Below are 20,493 nucleotides of genomic sequence, written 5' to 3'. Positions count from 1 at the left end.
TAAAATATAATATTTACAACAGTTTCTGAATAATAACTTCTTCTGTTATTCCTTCAGCATCTGCTTTGTAGTTTTTAATAATTCTGTGACGTAAAATTCCAGTTGCAACGGCTTTTACATCTTCAATGTCTGGAGAAAATTTACCATTAAAAGCGGCGTGCGCTTTAGCTGCCAAAATTAAATTCTGAGAAGCTCTTGGCCCAGCACCCCAATCTAAATAATTTTTCACAAAATCATTCGACAATTTATTATCAGGACGTGTTTTGCTTACTAGTGTTACAGCATATTCTATAACATTATCTGCTACAGGAATTCTGCGGATCAAATGCTGGAAATCAATAATTTCCTGCGCAGTGAACAACGCATTAATTGTTGTTTTCGCATCTGACGTTGTACGTTTTACCACCTGAACTTCCTCTTCAAAAGTAGGATATTCTAATTTAATAGCAAACATAAAACGGTCCAACTGCGCTTCTGGTAAAGGATAAGTTCCCTCCTGCTCAATTGGATTTTGAGTCGCCAAAACAAAATACGGCAAATCTAATTTGTAATTCTGTCCAGCAATTGTAACTGAACGTTCCTGCATTGCTTCAAGCAAAGCTGCCTGTGTTTTTGGTGGCGTTCTGTTGATCTCATCAGCAAGAATTATATTAGAGAAAATTGGACCTTTAATAAATTTAAATTGTCTGTTTTCATCTAAAATTTCACTTCCTAAAATATCCGAAGGCATTAAATCTGGTGTAAACTGAATTCTTTTAAAATCCAAACCTAATGCTTGAGACAAAGTGTTTATCATTAAAGTTTTTGCCAAACCCGGAACTCCAATTAACAAAGCATGGCCTCCAGAAAATATACACAGTAAAATTTGATCAACTACTGCATCTTGCCCTACAATTATCTTTGCTATTTCTGATTTTAACTCGTTTCGTTTTTGAACTAAATTATGAATTGCTGTTACGTCAGACATTTAAGTATGTTTTTAAATTAAAAAAGAGTCAGCTCTATGGATTCATAAAACTAACTCTTTTTCTTTATTTAATAAAAATTATTTTTTCAACCAATTGTTTGCAAATGTACAATCTCTGTATTCTCCAATAATTTTAATATAAGTATCTTTAATTTTAGCATCAAACCATTTTGCAATTGCTTCAATTTGTTTTTCTTTCAATGCTAATTCTTTAATTTTCGTATAATCCTGCGCATAATCAGCAGTATGTTCGTTAATTCTGTTTGTTACCGTGATTAACTTATACGTTTTTTTCCCTTTTTCATCTGTATTTAAAAGTGGCTGAGAAATCTCATTATCTTTTAAATTAGAAACCTGACTATACAAAGTCGGATCCATTTTAGTCAATTCGAAACGTGTATCCTGAGTGTTAGGATTTACCAATGTTCCTCCATTTGCTCTAGTTTCTTTTTCGTCAGACTCAGTTCTTGCAGCGTCCGCAAAAGAAATTTCTTTATTGATAATCTTGTTACGAATGTTTGTAATTCTTTCTTTAGCTTCTTTCAGCGCCGCTTCAGAAACTGTTGGAGAAATTAAGATATGACGCAATTCAACTTCTTGCCCTTTAATCTTATCAACCATAATAATATGGAACCCAAAATTTGTTTCAAAAGGAGCCGAAATTTCGCCTTCCTGCAAACTAAAAGCAACATCTTTAAACTCTTTTACAAAAGGAGTTTTTCTTGTCATTTTATAATAACCACCCGCTGAAGAAGATCCAGGGTCCTGAGAATATAAAACTGCTTTTGTAGCAAAGCTCGAGCCATCCAGAACATCTTGTCTAATTGCATTCAATCGGTCAATTACCTTTTGTTTATCTTCTTTCGAAACTTTAGGCTCTACGACGATCTGCGCAACTTCCATTTCAGCTCCAAAAGTTGGTAATTCGTCTTTTGGTATTTTCTTAAAAAAGTTACGAACCTCTTCAGGTGTAATTTCAACGGCATCAACGATTTTTTTTGTCATATCGCTCGCTAATTTTTGCTCTTTTAAGATATCTGCAAAATAAGTTTTAAATTCCTCTACAGAACTTTTTTTATAATATTCTACAACTTTATTAATATCACCAACCTGTTTCACCATGTAATTCAGACGATCTTCCATCATACTTCTTACTTCGGCATCACTCACAATAATACTATCCTGAATTGCTTGGTGAGCATATAATTTATCTTCTAAAAGTTTACCAAGCATTTGGCATCTTGTAATATCTTTTGTACTACCTCCTGACGCAGTAATTTCTAAAAATCCTTTATCAATATCAGAATCTAAAACAATGTAATCTCCAACAGTAGCAATGATACCGTCAATTTTAAGCTTACCGCCCGTTGGTGCTTCTGCTGGTTTAAGAGCCACAGCATCTGGAATAATTTCCTGAGCTGAAACAATTGTGCCGAAAAAAAGTAAAAAACATGTTGTCAATACAAGCTTGTAATCAATTGTTTTTAGCTGTAATTTTTTTAATAACATTATTTAAGATTTAATTTAAATGTAAAGATCTTGTCTTAGAATTATCCTTTTTAAAAACCTAGCCCTCAATTGCTTTTATTTTAAAGGTAACTTCAAAATAGCAAACAATTAAATTCTAGTTTTTTTACTTATAACGAACAAAAATAACAATTCAATTACATAATACAACTATCGGTTATACTATTAACAAAAAATTATACAGATTGGCTTTAAAATTAAATGTTTGAAGTGATTTTTCGTGCATTTCGCGAATACAAATTTGGATATTAATCAACTTTAAAAAACGTTATTTCGAAAACATACAACTCATTAATTATAAAGGAAATAAAAAAAGTTTTTAACACTATAACGTTTTCGCTACGTAAGTATTTTATTAAAAAACAAATCGAATCAAAAAAAACCTACATTCGTGACTAATTAACAATTTTAAATGCTAAAAAATAAGAATATCTACACATTAACCCACTAATATTATGTAATTACAAATTCACTAACCCTTTTTCTAACCAAATCTATTATGAAAAAACCACAAACAAAAGTTTTATTTATCAGCTTGATTTCAGCATTTCTATGTTCATGCTCGCAAACTGAAACATTAGAAACCGATTCAAAATCAGAAAGTCAGCAATTTGAAATCATCAATGTTACAAATCACGATGGAAAACCTTTTAGTACAGGAGCTTCCAGATCATCTTCTACCGGAAAATACGTTGATAATCCGGGCGGAGGTGTTATGATGCAAGCATTTTATTGGGACGTCCCCGCAGGAGGAACCTGGTGGAATACTATCAGTAGTAAAGTCACTGCATGGGGTAATGCAGGAATTGGCTCGATCTGGCTTCCCCCAGCTTCAAAAGCTCAAAATGGTGCATTTTCAATGGGCTACGACCCTACTGATTATTTTGATTTTGGAGATTTTAATCAAAACGGAACTACCGAAACAAGATTCGGTTCCAAAACCGAATTGGTAAATTTAATCACCAATGCACATGCACAGAATATAAAAGTGTATGCAGACATCGTAATTAATCATAACAGTGGCGGACAATCTGAAGCAAATCCTTTTACTGGAACAAATACCTGGACAAATTTTAATGGAGTCGCTTCCGGAAAATTTAAACGTACTTATGTTAATTTCTATAAAAACAGTTTTGGCAATAATGATGAAGGTTCGTTTGGAGGATTTCCTGATTTATGCCATGCAGATCCTTATGTAAAAGATTGGCTTTGGATACGTGCAGACGGAGTTGGTAAATATTATAAAAACACCATGAAATTTGATGGATGGAGATTCGATTATGTAAAAGGCTTTGGAGCTTGGGTTGTAAATGCCTGGAATGCGAATGTCGGAGGATTTTCTGTTGGAGAATTATGGGATTCGAATGTAAATGTATTAAACGACTGGGCGAATAATGCAAATAGTTCTGTTTTTGATTTTGCTTGTTATTACAAAATGAATGACGCTTTCGACGGAAATAATCTTGCTCTTTTAAATGATGATATGATGTGGAAACGTAATCCGTACAAAGCAGTGACATTTGTAACCAATCATGATACAGACGAAATTTACAGTAAACTATTGGCCTACTCCTATATATTAACACACGAAGGATATCCTACTATATTTTATCGAGATTATGAAGAATGGCTGGATAAAAACAAATTAAACAATTTGATTTGGATTCATAATAATAAAGCAACAGGAACTACTTCAATATTATATTCTGATAATGACGAATATCTGGCAAGAAGAAATGGATACAACGGGAATCCTGGATTAGTAGTTTACATCAACAATTCTGATGTTTGGCAGGAAAGATGGATTCAAACCAACTGGGCGAACACACAGATAAAGGATTTTACAGGAAATTCAACTTGGTACCCGACAACTCAGGCAGACAAATGGGTAAAAATACAATGTCCTCCAAAAGGATATTCAATTTGGTCAATTAATCAGTAATTTTAAAATGACTATTTAAGGCTGTTGCAAAACAGCCTTATTTTTTTCTAAAAAACCTCTTAATAAATAAAGACTACCAAATTTAAGAAGTGAATATTTTTATAAAGCCGTATTTAATAGTACTTTTGCAACCTATTTATACGAATTATGAGCTTTTTAAAAGAAATACAACGCAGAAGAACATTCGGAATTATATCGCATCCCGATGCCGGTAAAACAACTTTGACTGAAAAATTACTATTATTTGGAGGTGCAATTCAGGAAGCCGGAGCGGTAAAAAACAATAAAATTAAAAAAGGAGCAACAAGTGACTTTATGGAAATCGAACGCCAAAGAGGTATTTCGGTTTCAACATCTGTGCTTGCTTTTAATTATAAAGATAAAAAAATCAACATCCTGGACACACCTGGACACAAGGATTTTGCTGAAGATACTTTTAGAACTTTAACCGCTGTAGACAGTGTAATTGTTGTTATTGACGTTGCAAAAGGGGTTGAGGAACAAACTGAAAAATTAGTTGCAGTTTGTAGAATGCGTAACATTCCTATGATTGTTTTCATTAATAAATTAGATCGTGAAGGTAAAGATGCTTTTGATCTAATGGATGAAGTGGAGCAAAAACTAGGATTAAAAGTTACTCCTTTAAGTTTTCCTATCGGAATGGGTTATGATTTCCAGGGAATTTATAACTTATGGGAAGAAAATATCAATCTTTTCAGTGGAGACAGCCGTAAAAATATTGAAGAAACAATTGCTTTTTCTGATGTTCAGAATAATCCGGAATTAGATAAAATTGTTGGTCAAAAAGCAGCTGAAAAACTTCGTGAAGAATTAGAATTAATCGATGAAGTTTATCCAAAATTTGACCGTCAGGATTATTTAGACGGAAAAATTCAGCCTGTATTTTTTGGTTCAGCTTTAAATAACTTCGGAGTTCGCGAATTGTTAGATTGTTTCGTCACAATCGCTCCATCTCCAAGACCAAAAGATTCTGAAACTCGTTTGGTTGATCCGGCTGAGGAAAAAATGTCTGGTTTTGTATTTAAAATTCACGCTAATATGGATCCGAAACATCGTGACCGTTTAGCTTTTATTAAAATTGTTTCTGGAACTTTCGAAAGAAACAAGCCATATTATCACGTTCGTCAGAAGAAAAATTTAAAATTCTCTAGTCCAAATGCTTTTTTTGCTGAGAAAAAAGAAATCGTCGATATTTCTTATCCAGGAGATATTGTTGGTTTGCACGATACAGGAAACTTTAAAATTGGAGACACTTTGACTGAAGGTGAAATAATGAGTTTCAAAGGAATCCCGAGTTTCTCTCCAGAACATTTTAGATACATCAACAACGCCGATCCAATGAAAGCTAAGCAATTAGAAAAAGGAGTTGATCAGTTGATGGATGAAGGTGTGGCCCAGTTGTTTACTTTAGAAATGAATAATCGTAAAGTAATTGGAACTGTTGGAGCACTTCAATATGAAGTTATTCAATATCGTTTGGAGCACGAATATGGTGCGAAATGTACTTATGAAAACTTCCCAGTTCATAAAGCATGTTGGGTGAAACCTGATGATGCTAAAAATGAGGAATTTAAAGAATTTAAGCGTATAAAGCAAAAATTCCTTGCTCATGATAAGTACGGCCAATTAGTATTTTTAGCCGATTCTGACTTTACAATTCAAATGACTCAAAGTAAATACCCAAGTGTGAAATTATTTTTCACTTCAGAATTCGATTAATTTACTTCACAAAGTAACATATAAAAAAAGCGCTATATAATCTATAGCGCTTTTTTTTTATTTGAATTAACACAACCTTACTAAGTTATTATTCCCAAATAAATTTTTTCTAATTAGGTTCTACTAATATACTTTAATCTAAAGGAAAAGAGAAATTTAGTCGACGAAATACTGATTATATCGGACAAACTGCATAACCAATAATTACCACCAAAAAAAAGCCCCATTTTACTGGGGCTTTAAAATTTTATGCTTGTCCCGCAGGACCAAAATTAAGCGGAATTGGTGCTTGTTCCGTTTCTTTGATTTCGCCGTGGGCTGCCTCAAATCTGTGGATATTTTCACCTATTGCTCTCAATAATCTTTTAGCATGTTGTGGTGTCAAAACAATTCTTGACTTTACCTTGGCTTTAGGAATACCTGGCATAATGCTTACAAAATCTAAAACAAACTCTGATGATGAGTGATTAATAATTGCAAGATTAGAATAAATTCCTTCTGCAATTGTCTCGTCTAACTCAATATTAATTTGCTCCTGTTGTTGTTTCGGATTACTCATAGCTTCCTAATTAATAAATATATTCTTCTTTATTAGCCATCATTTCGTTGTAATCATCTTTAGATCCTACGATAGTATTATCATATTCTCTCATACCAGTTCCCGCAGGAATTCTGTGTCCAACAATTACATTTTCTTTCAATCCTTCTAAATCATCTACTTTACCAGCTACAGCAGCTTCGTTAAGTACTTTCGTTGTCTCCTGGAATGAAGCCGCAGAAATGAATGATTTAGTTTGTAACGAAGCTCTTGTAATACCTTGAAGAACTGGCGTTGCAGTTGCAGTAATTACGTCTCTTGCTACAACAAGATTTTTATCATTTCGTTTCAATAATGAATTTTCATCACGTAATTCACGAGGTGTAATGATCTGACCTGGTTTCAATACAGCAGAATCTCCAGCATCTTCAACTACTTTCATACCGTACAATTTATCGTTTTGAACGATGAAATCTTTAGTGTGAATTAATTGATCTTCTAGGAATAATGTATCTCCCGGATCCTGAACTCTTACTTTACGCATCATTTGACGAATAACTACCTCAAAGTGCTTGTCATTAATTTTTACCCCTTGTAAACGGTAAACCTCTTGAATTTCATTTACCAAGTACTGTTGAACAGCAGCTGGACCTTGAATTCTTAAGATATCATCTGGTGTAATTGCACCGTCAGACAATGGAACTCCCGCTCTTACGAAGTCATTTTCTTGTACTAAGATTTGGCTAGAAAGTTTAACTAAATACTTTTTAATTTCACCAAATTTAGATTCGATAACGATCTCACGGTTACCTCTCTTAATTTTTCCAAAAGATACAACACCATCAATTTCAGATACAACTGCTGGGTTTGAAGGGTTACGAGCCTCTAAAAGCTCAGTAATTCTTGGTAAACCTCCCGTGATATCGCCCGCTTTAGAAGAACGACGTGGGATTTTTACTAATACTTTACCTGCTTTAATTTTCTCACCATTTTCAACCATTAAGTGTGCACCTACTGGTAAGTTGTAAGAACGAATCAATTCACCTTCTTTACCATAAACTAATAAAGTTGGGATTAATTTTTTGTTTCTAGCCTCAGAAATTACTTTTTCCTGGAAACCAGTCTGCTCATCGATCTCAACCATGAACGATTGTCCTTGCTCTAAATCTTCGTAAGCAATCTTACCAGTAAATTCAGAAACAATTACACCGTTATATGGATCCCATTTACAGATTACAGTTCCTTTAGCAACAGTATCTCCATCGTTAACAAAAATACTAGATCCGTAAGGAATGTTATGTGTATTTAAAACAATTCCAGTTTTCTCATCAACTAATTTCAACTCAGTTGAACGTGAAACTACGATATCAACAGAGTTTCCTTCTCCGTCTTCTCCTTTAACTGTTTTTAAATCTTCAATTTCAAGTCTACCTGCGAATCTTGTAACAATACTAGATTCTTCAGAGATACCTCCAGCAACCCCTCCAACGTGGAACGTACGAAGTGTCAACTGTGTACCTGGCTCTCCAATAGACTGAGCTGCAATAACTCCGACTGCTTCACCTCTTTGTGTCATTTTTCCAGTAGCTAAGTTTCTACCGTAACATTTAGCACAAATACCTTTTAAAGCTTCACAAGTTAATGGAGATCTAACTTCTACTTTCTCAATTGGAGAAGCTTCGATAGTTCTCATAATTGCTTCAGTAATTTGCTCTCCAGATTTAACCATTACTTCGTTAGTAAGAGGATTAATAACGTCTTGTAATGCAACACGTCCTAAAATTCTCTCTCCTAAAGATTCAACGATTTCCTCATTTTTCTTCAATGCAGCAACTTCAACACCTCTTAAAGTTCCACAATCTTCGATGTTAACAATAACATCTTGAGAAACGTCATGAAGCCTTCTTGTTAAGTAACCCGCATCGGCCGTTTTAAGAGCCGTATCCGCAAGACCTTTACGAGCACCGTGAGTAGAAATGAAGTACTCAAGGATCGAAAGACCTTCCTTAAAGTTAGAAAGAATCGGGTTTTCAATAATCTCACCACCACCAGCAGTAGATTTTTTAGGCTTAGCCATCAAACCACGCATACCAGTTAACTGACGAATCTGCTCCTTAGAACCCCTCGCCCCAGAGTCAAGCATCATATATACAGAGTTGAAACCTTGTTGGTCTTCTCTAATATTTTTCATTGCTAACTCTGTTAACTGAGCATTTGCTGAAGTCCATACGTCAATAACTTGGTTGTAACGCTCGTTATTTGTGATAAGACCCATGTTATAGTTAGTTGAGATACCTTCAACTTGCTCTCTAGCATCTGCAATTAACTTCGTTTTTTGTTCTGGGATTCTAATATCACCTAAAGAGAATGATAAACCTCCTCTAAATGCGAATTTATAACCCATATCTTTCATATTATCCAAGAAAGCAGCCGTTGTAGGTACATCAGTCACACTTAAAATGTGTCCGATAATATCTCTAAGGTTTTTCTTAGTTAATACGTCATTGATATATCCAGCTGCTTCAGGTACTACTTCATTAAATAATACACGTCCTGCAGTTGTTTGAATAATTTTGTACACTAATTCTCCAGCATCATTAAAATCTTTTGCTCTAATTTTCACACGAGCATTCAATTCTAATCTTCCTTCGTTTAATGCAATGTTTACTTCTTCAGCAGAATAGAAAGTCAAATCCTGACCTAAAATAATGTGATCTTCTGTAGAAATACGCTCTTTGGTCATATAATATAGACCCAAGACCATGTCCTGAGAAGGTACAGTAATTGGAGCACCATTTGCAGGGTTCAAGATATTGTGAGAAGCCAACATTAATAATTGAGCCTCTAAAATAGCCTCTGGTCCTAATGGTAAGTGAACCGCCATCTGGTCACCATCGAAATCGGCGTTGAAAGCCGTACATACTAATGGGTGTAACTGGATCGCTTTTCCTTCAATTAATTTTGGCTGGAAAGCCTGAATACCTAGTCTGTGCAAAGTAGGAGCACGGTTCAGTAATACTGGGTGTCCTTTAATTACATTTTCTAAAATGTCCCAAACTACCGGCTCTTTTTTGTCAATGATTTTCTTAGCAGATTTTACTGTTTTTACAATACCTCTTTCAATCAATTTACGGATAACGAAAGGTTTGTATAATTCAGAAGCCATATCTTTTGGCAATCCGCACTCATATAATTTTAACTCTGGACCAACGACAATTACCGAACGAGCAGAATAATCCACACGTTTTCCTAAAAGGTTTTGACGGAAACGTCCTTGTTTACCTTTTAATGAGTCAGATAATGATTTTAATGGTCTGTTTGATTCTGTTTTAACAGCAGAAGCTTTACGAGTGTTATCAAATAATGAATCTACAGATTCTTGTAACATACGTTTTTCGTTTCTTAAGATAACTTCCGGAGCTTTAATCTCCATTAATCTTTTCAAACGGTTGTTACGGATGATTACACGACGATATAAATCGTTCAAATCTGAAGTTGCAAAACGACCTCCATCAAGTGGTACAAGCGGACGTAATTCTGGCGGGATAACTGGAACCACTTTCATGATCATCCATTCAGGACGGTTTTCGCGGTTTTCGTTAGACTCACGGAAAGATTCAACAACTTGTAATCTTTTTAAAGCTTCAGTTTTTCTTTGTTTAGAAGTCTCATTGTTAGCACTGTGTCTTAATTCATAAGATAAAGCATCTAAGTCAATACGAGCTAATAAATCCATAATACACTCTGCTCCCATTTTGGCAACAAATTTATTTGGATCTAAATCATCTAAATATTGGTTTTCTTGTGGAAGAGTATCTAAAATATTCAAATATTCTTCTTCAGTTAAGAAATCAAGTCTTTGTAAAGATTCTCCATCTGCATTTTTAGCAATACCAGCTTGGATTACTACGTATCTTTCGTAGTAAATGATCATATCTAATTTCTTAGATGGAAGACCAAGGATATAACCAATTTTGTTTGGAAGAGAACGGAAATACCAGATATGAGCAATTGGCACAACAAGGTTGATGTGTCCTACTCTATCACGACGTACTTTTTTCTCAGTAACTTCAACACCACAACGGTCACAGATGATACCTTTGTAACGAATTCTTTTATACTTACCACAAGCACATTCGAAATCTTTTACTGGTCCAAAGATTCTTTCGCAGAAAAGTCCGTCACGCTCTGGTTTGTGAGTTCTATAATTGATTGTTTCTGGCTTTAAAACCTCTCCTCTTGATTCTTTCAAGATAGATTCTGGTGAAGCCAATCCAATAGAAATTTTGTTAAATCTTTTTACTGGATTCTTATCTTTATTGTTTCTGTTATTCATCATAGTTTTTACTATTGATTTATTTGCAATTAAAAAATTGAATTTAGATTTATAATCTACTCTTAAAAAAATAAAGAGTTAATCATTCAGCTACTACCTCGGGTTACTTCTCTAAACCTCAAATTCTTATTTGAAGTGCTAGTTATAAAATGCCTTGCATTGTTATAAAAAATCGGAACGGTTTACGGGTATAAATCTTTAAAAACTTTTATAAATATGAATGTAGAGACGTGATTAATCACGTCTCTACATTTTTTATTATTCTTCCAAACGAAGATCTAAACCTAGACCTTTCAATTCGTGCATTAATACATTGAATGATTCTGGTAAACCTGGTTCTGGCATAGTTTCTCCCTTAACGATAGCTTCGTAAGTTTTAGCTCTACCAATAACGTCATCAGACTTAACAGTTAAGATTTCACGTAGTGTACTAGAAGCTCCATAAGCCTCAAGTGCCCAAACCTCCATCTCTCCAAAACGCTGACCTCCAAATTGAGCTTTACCTCCAAGTGGCTGTTGCGTAATTAATGAGTATGGTCCGATAGAACGTGCGTGCATCTTATCATCAACCATGTGTCCTAATTTAAGCATGTAAATTACACCCACAGTTGCTTTTTGTGCAAAACGCTCTCCAGTTCCACCATCATAAAGATAGGTATGTCCGAAACGTGGTACATTAGCCTCATCAGTCAAAGCATTGATTTCGTCTAGAGAAGCACCGTCGAAGATTGGAGTAGCAAATTTTCTACCCAAGTTCATACCAGCCCATCCAAGAACAGTCTCATAAATCTGACCAATGTTCATACGTGAAGGTACCCCAAGTGGATTCAATACGATATCTACTGGTGTTCCATCTTCTAAGAATGGCATATCTTCGTGACGAACGATTCTTGCAACAATACCTTTGTTACCGTGACGACCCGCCATTTTATCACCAACTTTTAACTTACGTTTTTTAGCGATATAGATTTTAGCCAATTTCAAGATTCCAGATGGTAATTCATCTCCAACTGTAATAGTGAATTTCTCTCTTCTTAAAGCTCCTTGTAAGTCGTTCAGCTTAATTTTATAGTTATGAATTAAATCATTAACCATTTTATTTGTAGCATCATCAGCAACCCACTGTCCTTTACTTAAGTGAGCGAAATCTTCTACTGCATAAAGCATTTTTTGAGTATATTTTTTACCTTTTGGTAAAACTTCTTCACCCAAATCATTCATTACACCTTGAGATGTTTTTCCGTTAACGATCAAGAATAATTTCTCAACTAATCTGTCTTTTAATTCAACAAATTTAGTTTCGAATTCCATTTCTAAAGCGCCTAAAGCATCTTTATCCTGAGTACGTTTACGTTTATCTTTTACGGCTCTTGCAAATAATTTTTTGTCAAGAACTACACCATGTAAAGATGGAGAAGCTTTTAATGAAGCATCTTTTACATCACCCGCTTTATCTCCGAAGATTGCACGAAGCAATTTCTCCTCTGGAGTAGGATCTGATTCTCCTTTTGGTGTAATTTTTCCGATAAGAATGTCGCCAGGTTTAACCTCTGCTCCAATTCTGATCATACCGTTTTCATCTAAATCTTTAGTAGCTTCTTCAGAAACGTTAGGAATATCGTTTGTTAACTCTTCATTTCCTAACTTAGTATCTCTAACCTCTAATGAATAATCATCAACGTGGATAGAAGTAAAAATATCATCACGAACTACTTTCTCAGAAATTACAATCGCATCCTCGAAGTTGTACCCTTTCCATGGCATGAACGCAACTTTTAAGTTTCTACCTAAAGCTAATTCTCCATTTTGAGTAGCATATCCTTCTGATAATACTTGTCCAGGAATAACTCTGTCACCTTTTCTTACGATTGGTTTCAAGTTAATACTTGTACCTTGATTGGTTTTTCTAAATTTAATTAGGTTGTATGTTTTCTCATCTGCATCAAAACTAACCATTCTTTCGTCTTCTGTACGATCGTATTTAATAGTAATGATATTAGCATCAACATATTCAACAGTACCATGCCCTTCAGCATTGATTAATACTCTTGAATCTGAAGCTACCTGACGCTCTAAACCTGTACCTACAATTGGTGCTTCAGGACGGATCAAAGGAACTGCCTGACGCATCATGTTTGATCCCATCAACGCACGGTTCGCATCATCATGCTCCAAGAAAGGAATCAAAGATGCAGAAATCGAAGCGATCTGGTTAGGAGCAACGTCTGTATAATGAACAACTGATGGCTCAACAACCGGGAAGTCACCTTCCTCACGAGCAATAACATTGCTTGCTGTAATTTTACCTGTAGCATCCATTTCAATGTTTGCCTGAGCAATCATTTTACCTTCTTCTTCTTCAGCACTTAAGTAAACTGGAGTACTTTCTAAATCAACTACACCATTTATTACTTTACGGTATGGAGTTTCGATGAATCCCATTCCGTTAACTTTTGCATAAACACCAAGAGATGAAATCAAACCAATGTTTGGTCCCTCAGGAGTTTCAATCGGACATAAACGACCATAGTGTGTATAGTGAACGTCACGAACCTCGAAACCAGCTCTCTCTCTCGAAAGTCCACCTGGCCCAAGTGCAGAAAGTCTTCTTTTGTGAGTAATCTCAGCTAATGGATTCGTTTGATCCATAAATTGAGATAACTGGTTAGTACCAAAGAAAGAGTTGATAACTGATGATAATGTTTTAGCATTAATCAAATCAATTGGTGTAAACACCTCGTTATCTCTAACGTTCATTCTCTCACGAATAGTTCTAGCCATACGTGCTAAACCAACACCGAATTGTTGAGACAATTGTTCACCAACTGTTCTAACACGACGGTTTGATAAGTGATCAATATCATCAATCTCTGCTTTAGAGTTGATCAATTCGATCAAATATTTTACGATTGTAATAATATCCTCTTTAGTAAGCACTTGCTTATCCATAGGGATATCTAAATCTAATTTTTTATTCATTCTGTAACGACCAACTTCACCTAAGTTATAACGTTGATCAGAGAAGAACAATTTATCTATAATACCACGAGCAGTTTCCTCATCAGGCGGTTCAGCGTTACGCAACTGACGGTAAATGTGCTCTACAGCTTCTTTTTCAGAGTTTGTTGGATCTTTTTGTAACGTGTTGTGGATAATAGCATAATCTGCTTGGTTGTTATCCTCTTTGTGTAACAAAATAGATTTTACGTTAGAATCGATGATCTCTTCAACATTATCTTTATCGATAATTGTATCACGATCAAGGATGATTTCGTTACGTTCGATAGAAACTACCTCTCCAGTATCCTCATCTACGAAATCCTCGTGCCATGTGTTCAATACACGCGCAGCAAGTCTTCTTCCAATATATTTCTTAATACCAGTTTTAGAAACTTTAATTTCTTCAGCTAAGTCGAAAATCTCAAGAATATCCTTATCTCTTTCGAAACCGATAGCACGGAATAAAGTTGTTACAGGTAATTTTTTCTTTCTATCGATATAAGCATACATTACGCTGTTGATATCAGTAGAGAATTCTATCCAAGATCCTTTAAAAGGAATTACTCTTGCAGAATAAAGTTTAGTTCCATTTGCGTGGAATGACTGTCCAAAGAAAACCCCAGGAGAACGGTGTAATTGTGATACTACAACACGCTCGGCACCATTGATTACAAAAGTACCACTTGGAGTCATGTAAGGTATTGTTCCAAGATAAACATCTTGTACAATTGTTTCAAAATCTTCATGTTCTGGATCTGTACAGTATAGTTTTAACCTAGCTTTTAATGGCACACTATAAGTAAGACCTCTCTCTATACATTCTTGAATTGTATAACGTGGCGGATCAACAAAATAATCTAGGAATTCCAATACAAAGTTGTTTCTTGTATCTGTAATTGGGAAGTTTTCCATGAAGGTATTGTATAACCCTTCGTTGCCTCTTTCGTCAGATTTCGTTTCTAATTGGAAGAAATCTTTAAAAGATTTAACCTGAACATCCAAGAAATCCGGATAGTCAGGAATGTTTTTAGTAGAGGCAAAATTCAATCTTTCAGTCTGATTTGTTATCATCAATGGACAAAATTTTGATTAAAAAAAAGTAATTTTTTTGTGTAAAAACACACTGCGTAGTTTATACTTTCTTTTTAAAATCAATACATCTTTAAAAATAAAACGATTAATTCAGTTCAATTTTTTTTCTTCGTATTGATCAAAAACTCTTTCGTATATTAAACTATTTGATAATAAAATTTAATGTATTTTATTATACGAAAAATGGTTTAGGCCTTTGAGTGTTAACTCAGGACCTAAACCTAGTTCTTAAAACCGAGTTGAATTATTTTAATTCAACTACAGCTCCAGCTTCTTCTAATGCTTTCTTAAGACCTTCAGCCTCTTCTTTAGAAACACCTTCTTTAACGTTGCTTGGAGCACCGTCAACTACATCTTTAGCTTCTTTAAGACCTAAACCTGTAAGTTCTTTTACTAATTTCACAACTGCTAATTTAGAAGCACCAGCTTCTTTTAATACAACTGTAAATTCAGTTTGTGCTTCTTCAGCAGCACCTTCTCCACCACCAGCAGCAACTACTACAGCTGCAGCAGCAGGCTCGATACCATACTCGTCTTTTAATATTGTTGCTAATTCGTTAACTTCTTTAACTGTTAAGTTAACTAATTGTTCTGCGAATTGTTTCAAATCTGCCATTTTTTCTATCGTTTAAAATGATTTTGTAAAAATATAATTTAATTATTGTGCGCTAATTAAGCAACAAGAAAGCAAGCTTCCCTGTCTTTATTATTATGCTTCAGTTTCTTCTTCGCTTCCTGCGAATTTGTTTTGTAAAGCAGAAATAATTCTTTGAGCTGGAGATTGTAATAATCCAATGATTTCTCCAATAAGCTCTTCTTTAGATTTAATCGTAGCTAATGCATCTAATTGGTTATCCCCAATATATACTTCAGAATTGATATAAGCTCCTTTTAAAACTGGTTTGTCAGATTTCTTACGGAAATCTTTGATAATTTTTCCAGGTGCGTTAGCAACATCAGAAATAAAGATTGCACTGTTACCAGTTAAAACTGTAGGTAAATCACCATAATCATTAGCAGAAGCTTCCATTGCTTTTGCAAGCAAAGTATTCTTTACTACTTCTAATTTGATTCCAGCTTTAAAACAAGCTCTACGTAAGTTTGAAGTTGTCTCTGCGTTTAAACCAGAAATATCAGATACATAAATGATATTTGTACCAGCTAACTGCGCAGTTAAATTTTCAATCGCGATTGATTTTTCTTCTCTAGTCATACTAAAAATTTTTAACTACCAATTATACTGCTTTTGGGTCTAATGCAATAGCAGGACTCATAGTGCTTGTAAGGTGAATACCTTTAATGTATGTACCTTTAGCAGCAGTTGGTTTAAGTTTTATTAATGTTTGAATAATTTCGTGTGCGTTGTCAACAATTTGCTCAGCTCCAAAAGAAACTTTACCAATTCCTGCGTGAACGATACCAGTTTTATCAACTTTAAAGTCAATTTTACCAGCTTTAACCTCTTGAACAGCTTTTGCAACATCCATAGTTACAGTACCTGTTTTAGGGTTTGGCATTAAACCTCTAGGTCCTAAAATACGACCTAATGGACCTAATTTACCCATAACAGCAGGCATAGTGATAATAACATCAACATCTGTCCAACCATCTTTAATTTTCTGTAAATAATCATCAAGACCAACGTAGTCAGCCCCAGCTTCTTTAGCTTCCGCTTCTTTATCTGGAGTAACCAATGCTAATACTTTTACATCTTTACCAGTTCCGTGAGGCAATGTAACCACACCTCTTACCATTTGATTCGCTTTTCTTGGATCAACACCCAAACGAACTGCGATATCAACAGACTCATCAAATTTTGCAGAAGCAACAACTTTCAATAATGCCGCAGCATCTTTTAGAGAGTATAATTTGTTCTTTTCAATTTTTGAAGCAGCCTCTTTTTGCTTTTTTGTTAATTTTGCCATGTCTTTCTCTTAATTAAAAAGGAGCATCTCCTGATACAGTTATACCCATAGATCTAGCTGTTCCAGCAACCATACTCATCGCTTTCTCAATAGTGAAAGCATTTAAGTCTGGCATTTTGTCTTCAGCAATAGTTCTAATTTGTTCCCAAGTAACACTAGCTACTTTTTTACGATTAGGCTCACCAGAACCAGATTTTAGCTTTGCAGCTTCCATTAACTGAACTGCTGCTGGAGGAGTCTTAACAACAAAATCAAATGATTTGTCTTTGTACACAGTGATTTGCACTGGACAAATTTTGCCAGGTTTATCCTGAGTTCTAGCATTAAATTGCTTACAGAACTCCATGATGTTTACCCCAGCAGCTCCTAAAGCAGGTCCAACCGGTGGCGACGGGTTCGCAGCACCTCCCTTAACTTGTAGTTTAACTACCTTACTAATTTCTTTAGCCATTTTTAAAAAATTTAACACCACAATCAATGGAAGCGATTGTGATGGATATTATATATGTAACAAAAAATTATACTTTTTCAACTTGCATAAAACTCAACTCCAACGGTGTTTTTCTTCCGAAAATCTTAACCATAACCTCAAGTTTACGCTTCTCTTCATTGATCTTTTCAACCGTACCGTTAAAACCATTAAAAGGACCATCGATCACTTTTACAGTTTCACCTAAGTTGAAAGGAATAGCACGAGTATCTGTATTTACAGCTAACTCATCAACTTTTCCTAACATACGATTTACTTCAGATAATCTCAAAGGAACAGGTTCCCCACCTTTAATTTCACCTAAAAAACCAATTACACTTGTAATAGACTTAATAATATGAGGTATCTCACCAACTAGGTTAGCTTCGATCATAACATATCCAGGAAAATACACTTTATCCTTAGATGATTTTTTCCCATCTTTTACAGTTACTACTTTTTCAGTAGGAACCAAAACCTGAGAAACATAATCCTCCATACCTAATCTCGCAATCTCAGTCTCGATATAAGCTTTCACTTTATTCTCTTGACCACTAACCGCTCTAACTACGTACCATTTTTTCACATTATTATCTGCCATCACAAAAAAATTACCCTTTTAACCAGTTAAAAAATCCAGCCAAAGCTTTTGCAAAAAATTCGTCTACTCCCCAAGTTGCCAAAGCAAATAGAATCGAAAATACAGCCACAACAATTGTCAATTTTTGAACCTCAGCCCAAGCTGGCCAAGTAACATTTGACTTTAACTCCTCGAAAGCCTCTGATAAATAATTAGTAACTTTTGTCATTTGATATATTTTTTATTGCACGGGCGGAGGGATTCGAACCCCCATCAACGGTTTTGGAGACCGCTATTCTACCCTTGAACTACGCCCGTAATTAAAGCCAGTGATTTCAATTAAGAAAATCACTGGCTTTTATTTATTTATAGAATTACTCTACGATTTCAGTAACCTGACCAGCACCAACTGTTCTACCACCTTCACGGATAGCAAAACGTAAACCTACGTTCATAGCGATTGGGCTTAATAAAGCAACTTCAATAGTTAAGTTATCACCTGGCATTACCATCTCTACACCTGCTGGTAAAGTAATAACTCCAGTTACGTCAGTTGTACGTACGTAGAACTGTGGACGGTAGTTATTGTGGAATGGAGTGTGACGTCCACCTTCTTCTTTTTTCAAGATATAAACCTCAGCTTTGAATTTAGCGTGTGGTTTTACTGAACCTGGCTTAATAATAACCATACCTCTTTTGATATCAGCTTTATCAATACCTCTTAACAATAAACCTACGTTATCTCCAGCTTCACCTCTGTCAAGGATTTTACGGAACATCTCAACTCCTGTAATAGTAGAAGTTAATTTTTCAGCTCCCATACCAATGATTTCAACAGGATCTCCAGTATTAGCAACTCCAGTTTCGATACGACCTGTAGCAACAGTTCCACGACCTGTAATTGTAAATACGTCCTCAACTGGCATCAAGAATGGTTTAGCTACGTCACGTACTGGCTCTTCGATCCAAGCATCAACAGCTTCCATTAATTCGATAATTTTAGGTACCCAGTTTGGATCATTGTTTAATCCTCCTAAAGCAGAACCTTGAACTACAGGACCATTATCTCCATCATATTCGTAGAAAGATAATAAATCTCTAATTTCCATTTCAACAAGCTCTAACAACTCAGCATCATCAACCATATCCACTTTGTTCATGAAAACAACGATTCTTGGAATACCAACCTGACGTCCTAAAAGGATGTGCTCACGAGTTTGTGGCATTGGACCATCTGTAGCAGCAACTACTAAGATAGCTCCGTCCATTTGAGCAGCACCAGTAACCATGTTCTTTACGTAATCCGCGTGACCTGGACAGTCAACGTGAGCGTAGTGACGGTTAGCTGTTTCATACTCTACGTGTGATGTATTAATAGTAATACCTCTTTCTTTCTCCTCTGGAGCGTTATCGATTTGATCAAACGATTTTGCTTGACAGTAACCAGCATCTGACAATACTTTAGTAATTGCAGCAGTTAATGTAGTTTTTCCGTGATCTACGTGTCCAATTGTACCTATGTTTAAGTGCGGTTTGGAACGATTAAAATTCTCCTTTGCCATTTTACTTAATTTTTAATCTTAGTTATATATTAATTTTCAATTTCCTACTTACTTGAGCCAATGTCGGGATTTGAACCCGAGACCTCTTCCTTACCAAGGAAGCACTCTACCCCTGAGCTACACCGGCAGAGAGTTCTGATTTTAGACCTCTTAGAATCTAAACTTCTTTTTTTGTGGGGAGAGCAGGATTCGAACCTGCGAAGTTCACACAGCAGATTTACAGTCTGCCCTCGTTGGCCGCTTGAGTATCTCCCCTAATTTTAAAATTCCATTACCTTAAAGAACCTATCCCAAACACATTAGGAATGTTTTTTTTTGAGCCGATAGAGGGACTCGAACCCACGACCTGCTGATTACAAATCAGCTGCTCTAGCCAGCTGAGCTACATCGGCGAATACATTAAAAAAGTCCGCTATTTCTAACGGACTGCAAATGTAGCTATTTTATCTTTTAATCAAAACATTTTTTAAAAAAATTTTCAATTAAATATGCGCTCTTATTTTTTCTTTCCTTTTTACAAGCAAACGTTCTAAAGATTCTGCCGAAAGCTCAACCGCCTCTTCAAATGTCTTACACTGTTTTTTTACCAAAAAATCATCACCAGGAACATTAATCTTAATCTCCACCACCTTGTTCTCTTTATCACTAGTTCTTTCAACTTTTAAAAAAACATCAGACGAAACCACACGGTCGTAGTATTTTTCTAGCTTATCCATTCTCTCCTGAATAAAATCGACCAATTTTCTGTCAACAGTAAAGTTAACTGCATGAACATCTACCTTCATAATACAAATTTTAGGATTTAACATTTTAGA

At 35.1% G+C, this 20,493-nt stretch carries 15 protein-coding genes and 4 tRNA genes; 2 read left to right on the top strand and 17 right to left on the bottom strand.

Going from position 1 to position 20,493, the window contains the following annotated elements; genetic code table 11:
• Window positions 1-13: 13 nt before the first annotated feature.
• Window positions 14-967 (bottom strand): AAA family ATPase, encoded by a 954-nt coding sequence (locus BD847_RS17955; RefSeq protein WP_115889630.1) that lies wholly within the window; start codon window positions 965-967, stop codon window positions 14-16.
• A gap of 78 nt (window positions 968-1,045) precedes the next feature.
• The gene (locus BD847_RS17950; protein WP_115889629.1) at window positions 1,046-2,476 is read right to left on the bottom strand and encodes a peptidylprolyl isomerase; all 1,431 of its coding nucleotides are present in this window, start codon (window positions 2,474-2,476) and stop codon (window positions 1,046-1,048) included.
• A gap of 517 nt (window positions 2,477-2,993) precedes the next feature.
• On the opposite strand from BD847_RS17950, the gene BD847_RS17945 reads away from it, so the two are divergent.
• Both BD847_RS17945 and BD847_RS17940 read left to right on the top strand, forming a co-directional pair.
• Window positions 2,994-4,436, top strand: coding sequence for an alpha-amylase (locus BD847_RS17945; RefSeq protein ID WP_115889628.1), 1,443 nt, complete (start codon window positions 2,994-2,996; stop codon window positions 4,434-4,436).
• 147 nt (window positions 4,437-4,583) lie between these two features.
• Window positions 4,584-6,176: a peptide chain release factor 3 gene (locus BD847_RS17940; RefSeq protein ID WP_115889627.1), complete on the top strand. Its 1,593-nt coding sequence runs from the start codon at window positions 4,584-4,586 to the stop codon at window positions 6,174-6,176.
• A gap of 247 nt (window positions 6,177-6,423) precedes the next feature.
• On the opposite strand, the gene BD847_RS17935 is transcribed toward BD847_RS17940, so the two are convergent.
• The 15 genes from BD847_RS17935 to hpf form a co-directional block, all read right to left on the bottom strand.
• Entirely contained in the window at window positions 6,424-6,735 is a 312-nt protein-coding gene (locus BD847_RS17935) for a DUF3467 domain-containing protein (RefSeq protein WP_012024017.1), read from the bottom strand.
• Window positions 6,736-6,745: 10 nt separating this feature from the next.
• Window positions 6,746-11,053, bottom strand: a complete 4,308-nt coding sequence (gene rpoC, locus BD847_RS17930; protein ID WP_115889626.1) for a DNA-directed RNA polymerase subunit beta' — start codon at window positions 11,051-11,053, stop codon at window positions 6,746-6,748.
• Between the two features lie 255 nt (window positions 11,054-11,308).
• Window positions 11,309-15,121, bottom strand: coding sequence for a DNA-directed RNA polymerase subunit beta (rpoB, locus tag BD847_RS17925; RefSeq protein ID WP_115889625.1), 3,813 nt, complete (start codon window positions 15,119-15,121; stop codon window positions 11,309-11,311).
• Window positions 15,122-15,386: 265 nt separating this feature from the next.
• Window positions 15,387-15,758, bottom strand: coding sequence for a 50S ribosomal protein L7/L12 (rplL, locus tag BD847_RS17920; protein WP_026730429.1), 372 nt, complete (start codon window positions 15,756-15,758; stop codon window positions 15,387-15,389).
• Window positions 15,759-15,851: 93 nt separating this feature from the next.
• The gene (gene rplJ / locus BD847_RS17915; protein WP_115889624.1) at window positions 15,852-16,355 is read right to left on the bottom strand and encodes a 50S ribosomal protein L10; all 504 of its coding nucleotides are present in this window, start codon (window positions 16,353-16,355) and stop codon (window positions 15,852-15,854) included.
• Window positions 16,356-16,377: 22 nt separating this feature from the next.
• The gene (gene rplA / locus BD847_RS17910) at window positions 16,378-17,067 is read right to left on the bottom strand and encodes a 50S ribosomal protein L1 (protein WP_035619180.1); all 690 of its coding nucleotides are present in this window, start codon (window positions 17,065-17,067) and stop codon (window positions 16,378-16,380) included.
• Between the two features lie 13 nt (window positions 17,068-17,080).
• On the bottom strand, window positions 17,081-17,518 hold the full coding sequence (gene rplK, locus BD847_RS17905) for a 50S ribosomal protein L11 (RefSeq protein WP_008466923.1): 438 nt from the start codon (window positions 17,516-17,518) through the stop codon (window positions 17,081-17,083).
• A gap of 67 nt (window positions 17,519-17,585) precedes the next feature.
• Window positions 17,586-18,137, bottom strand: a complete 552-nt coding sequence (gene nusG / locus BD847_RS17900; protein ID WP_089053852.1) for a transcription termination/antitermination protein NusG — start codon at window positions 18,135-18,137, stop codon at window positions 17,586-17,588.
• A gap of 10 nt (window positions 18,138-18,147) precedes the next feature.
• A complete protein-coding gene (gene secE, locus BD847_RS17895) occupies window positions 18,148-18,345 on the bottom strand; it encodes a preprotein translocase subunit SecE (RefSeq protein WP_008466927.1) in 198 nt (65 codons plus the stop codon).
• A gap of 18 nt (window positions 18,346-18,363) precedes the next feature.
• Window positions 18,364-18,434 (bottom strand) — tRNA-Trp (locus BD847_RS17890).
• A 56-nt stretch (window positions 18,435-18,490) separates the two neighbouring features.
• Window positions 18,491-19,678 carry an elongation factor Tu gene (tuf, locus tag BD847_RS17885; protein WP_115889623.1) on the bottom strand — a complete coding sequence of 396 codons (1,188 nt, stop codon included), beginning with the start codon at window positions 19,676-19,678 and terminating at the stop codon, window positions 18,491-18,493.
• Window positions 19,679-19,733: 55 nt separating this feature from the next.
• Window positions 19,734-19,805, bottom strand: a tRNA-Thr gene (locus BD847_RS17880).
• 47 nt (window positions 19,806-19,852) lie between these two features.
• Window positions 19,853-19,933, bottom strand: a tRNA-Tyr gene (locus tag BD847_RS17875).
• A 63-nt stretch (window positions 19,934-19,996) separates the two neighbouring features.
• Window positions 19,997-20,070 (bottom strand) — tRNA-Thr (locus BD847_RS17870).
• Window positions 20,071-20,160: 90 nt separating this feature from the next.
• Window positions 20,161-20,463, bottom strand: a complete 303-nt coding sequence (gene hpf, locus BD847_RS17865) for a ribosome hibernation-promoting factor, HPF/YfiA family (RefSeq protein WP_057117059.1) — start codon at window positions 20,461-20,463, stop codon at window positions 20,161-20,163.
• Window positions 20,464-20,493: the final 30 nt, after the last annotated feature.

The sequence above is a fragment of the Flavobacterium cutihirudinis genome (assembly GCF_003385895.1).
GTDB classification, from domain to species: domain Bacteria; phylum Bacteroidota; class Bacteroidia; order Flavobacteriales; family Flavobacteriaceae; genus Flavobacterium; species Flavobacterium cutihirudinis.
Note: the sequence above shows the minus strand (reverse complement) of the source record. Positions and strands in the feature narration are given on the sequence as shown.

Bases quoted from the DNA above. Each gene is read 5' to 3' on its own strand.
- hpf (WP_057117059.1), bottom strand. From the start codon at position 20,463: ATGAAGGTAGATGTTCATGCAGTTAACTTTACTGTTGACAGAAAATTG.
- rplK (WP_008466923.1), bottom strand. From the start codon at position 17,518: ATGGCTAAAGAAATTAGTAAGGTAGTTAAACTACAAGTTAAGGGAGGT.
- BD847_RS17940 (WP_115889627.1), top strand. From the start codon at position 4,584: ATGAGCTTTTTAAAAGAAATACAACGCAGAAGAACATTCGGAATTATA.
- secE (WP_008466927.1), bottom strand. From the start codon at position 18,345: ATGACAAAAGTTACTAATTATTTATCAGAGGCTTTCGAGGAGTTAAAG.
- rpoC (WP_115889626.1), bottom strand. From the start codon at position 11,053: ATGATGAATAACAGAAACAATAAAGATAAGAATCCAGTAAAAAGATTT.
- rplJ (WP_115889624.1), bottom strand. From the start codon at position 16,355: ATGACTAGAGAAGAAAAATCAATCGCGATTGAAAATTTAACTGCGCAG.
- BD847_RS17950 (WP_115889629.1), bottom strand. From the start codon at position 2,476: ATGTTATTAAAAAAATTACAGCTAAAAACAATTGATTACAAGCTTGTA.
- BD847_RS17955 (WP_115889630.1), bottom strand. From the start codon at position 967: ATGTCTGACGTAACAGCAATTCATAATTTAGTTCAAAAACGAAACGAG.
- rplL (WP_026730429.1), bottom strand. From the start codon at position 15,758: ATGGCAGATTTGAAACAATTCGCAGAACAATTAGTTAACTTAACAGTT.
- BD847_RS17935 (WP_012024017.1), bottom strand. From the start codon at position 6,735: ATGAGTAATCCGAAACAACAACAGGAGCAAATTAATATTGAGTTAGAC.
- rplA (WP_035619180.1), bottom strand. From the start codon at position 17,067: ATGGCAAAATTAACAAAAAAGCAAAAAGAGGCTGCTTCAAAAATTGAA.
- rpoB (WP_115889625.1), bottom strand. From the start codon at position 15,121: ATGATAACAAATCAGACTGAAAGATTGAATTTTGCCTCTACTAAAAAC.
- nusG (WP_089053852.1), bottom strand. From the start codon at position 18,137: ATGGCAGATAATAATGTGAAAAAATGGTACGTAGTTAGAGCGGTTAGT.
- tuf (WP_115889623.1), bottom strand. From the start codon at position 19,678: ATGGCAAAGGAGAATTTTAATCGTTCCAAACCGCACTTAAACATAGGT.
- BD847_RS17945 (WP_115889628.1), top strand. From the start codon at position 2,994: ATGAAAAAACCACAAACAAAAGTTTTATTTATCAGCTTGATTTCAGCA.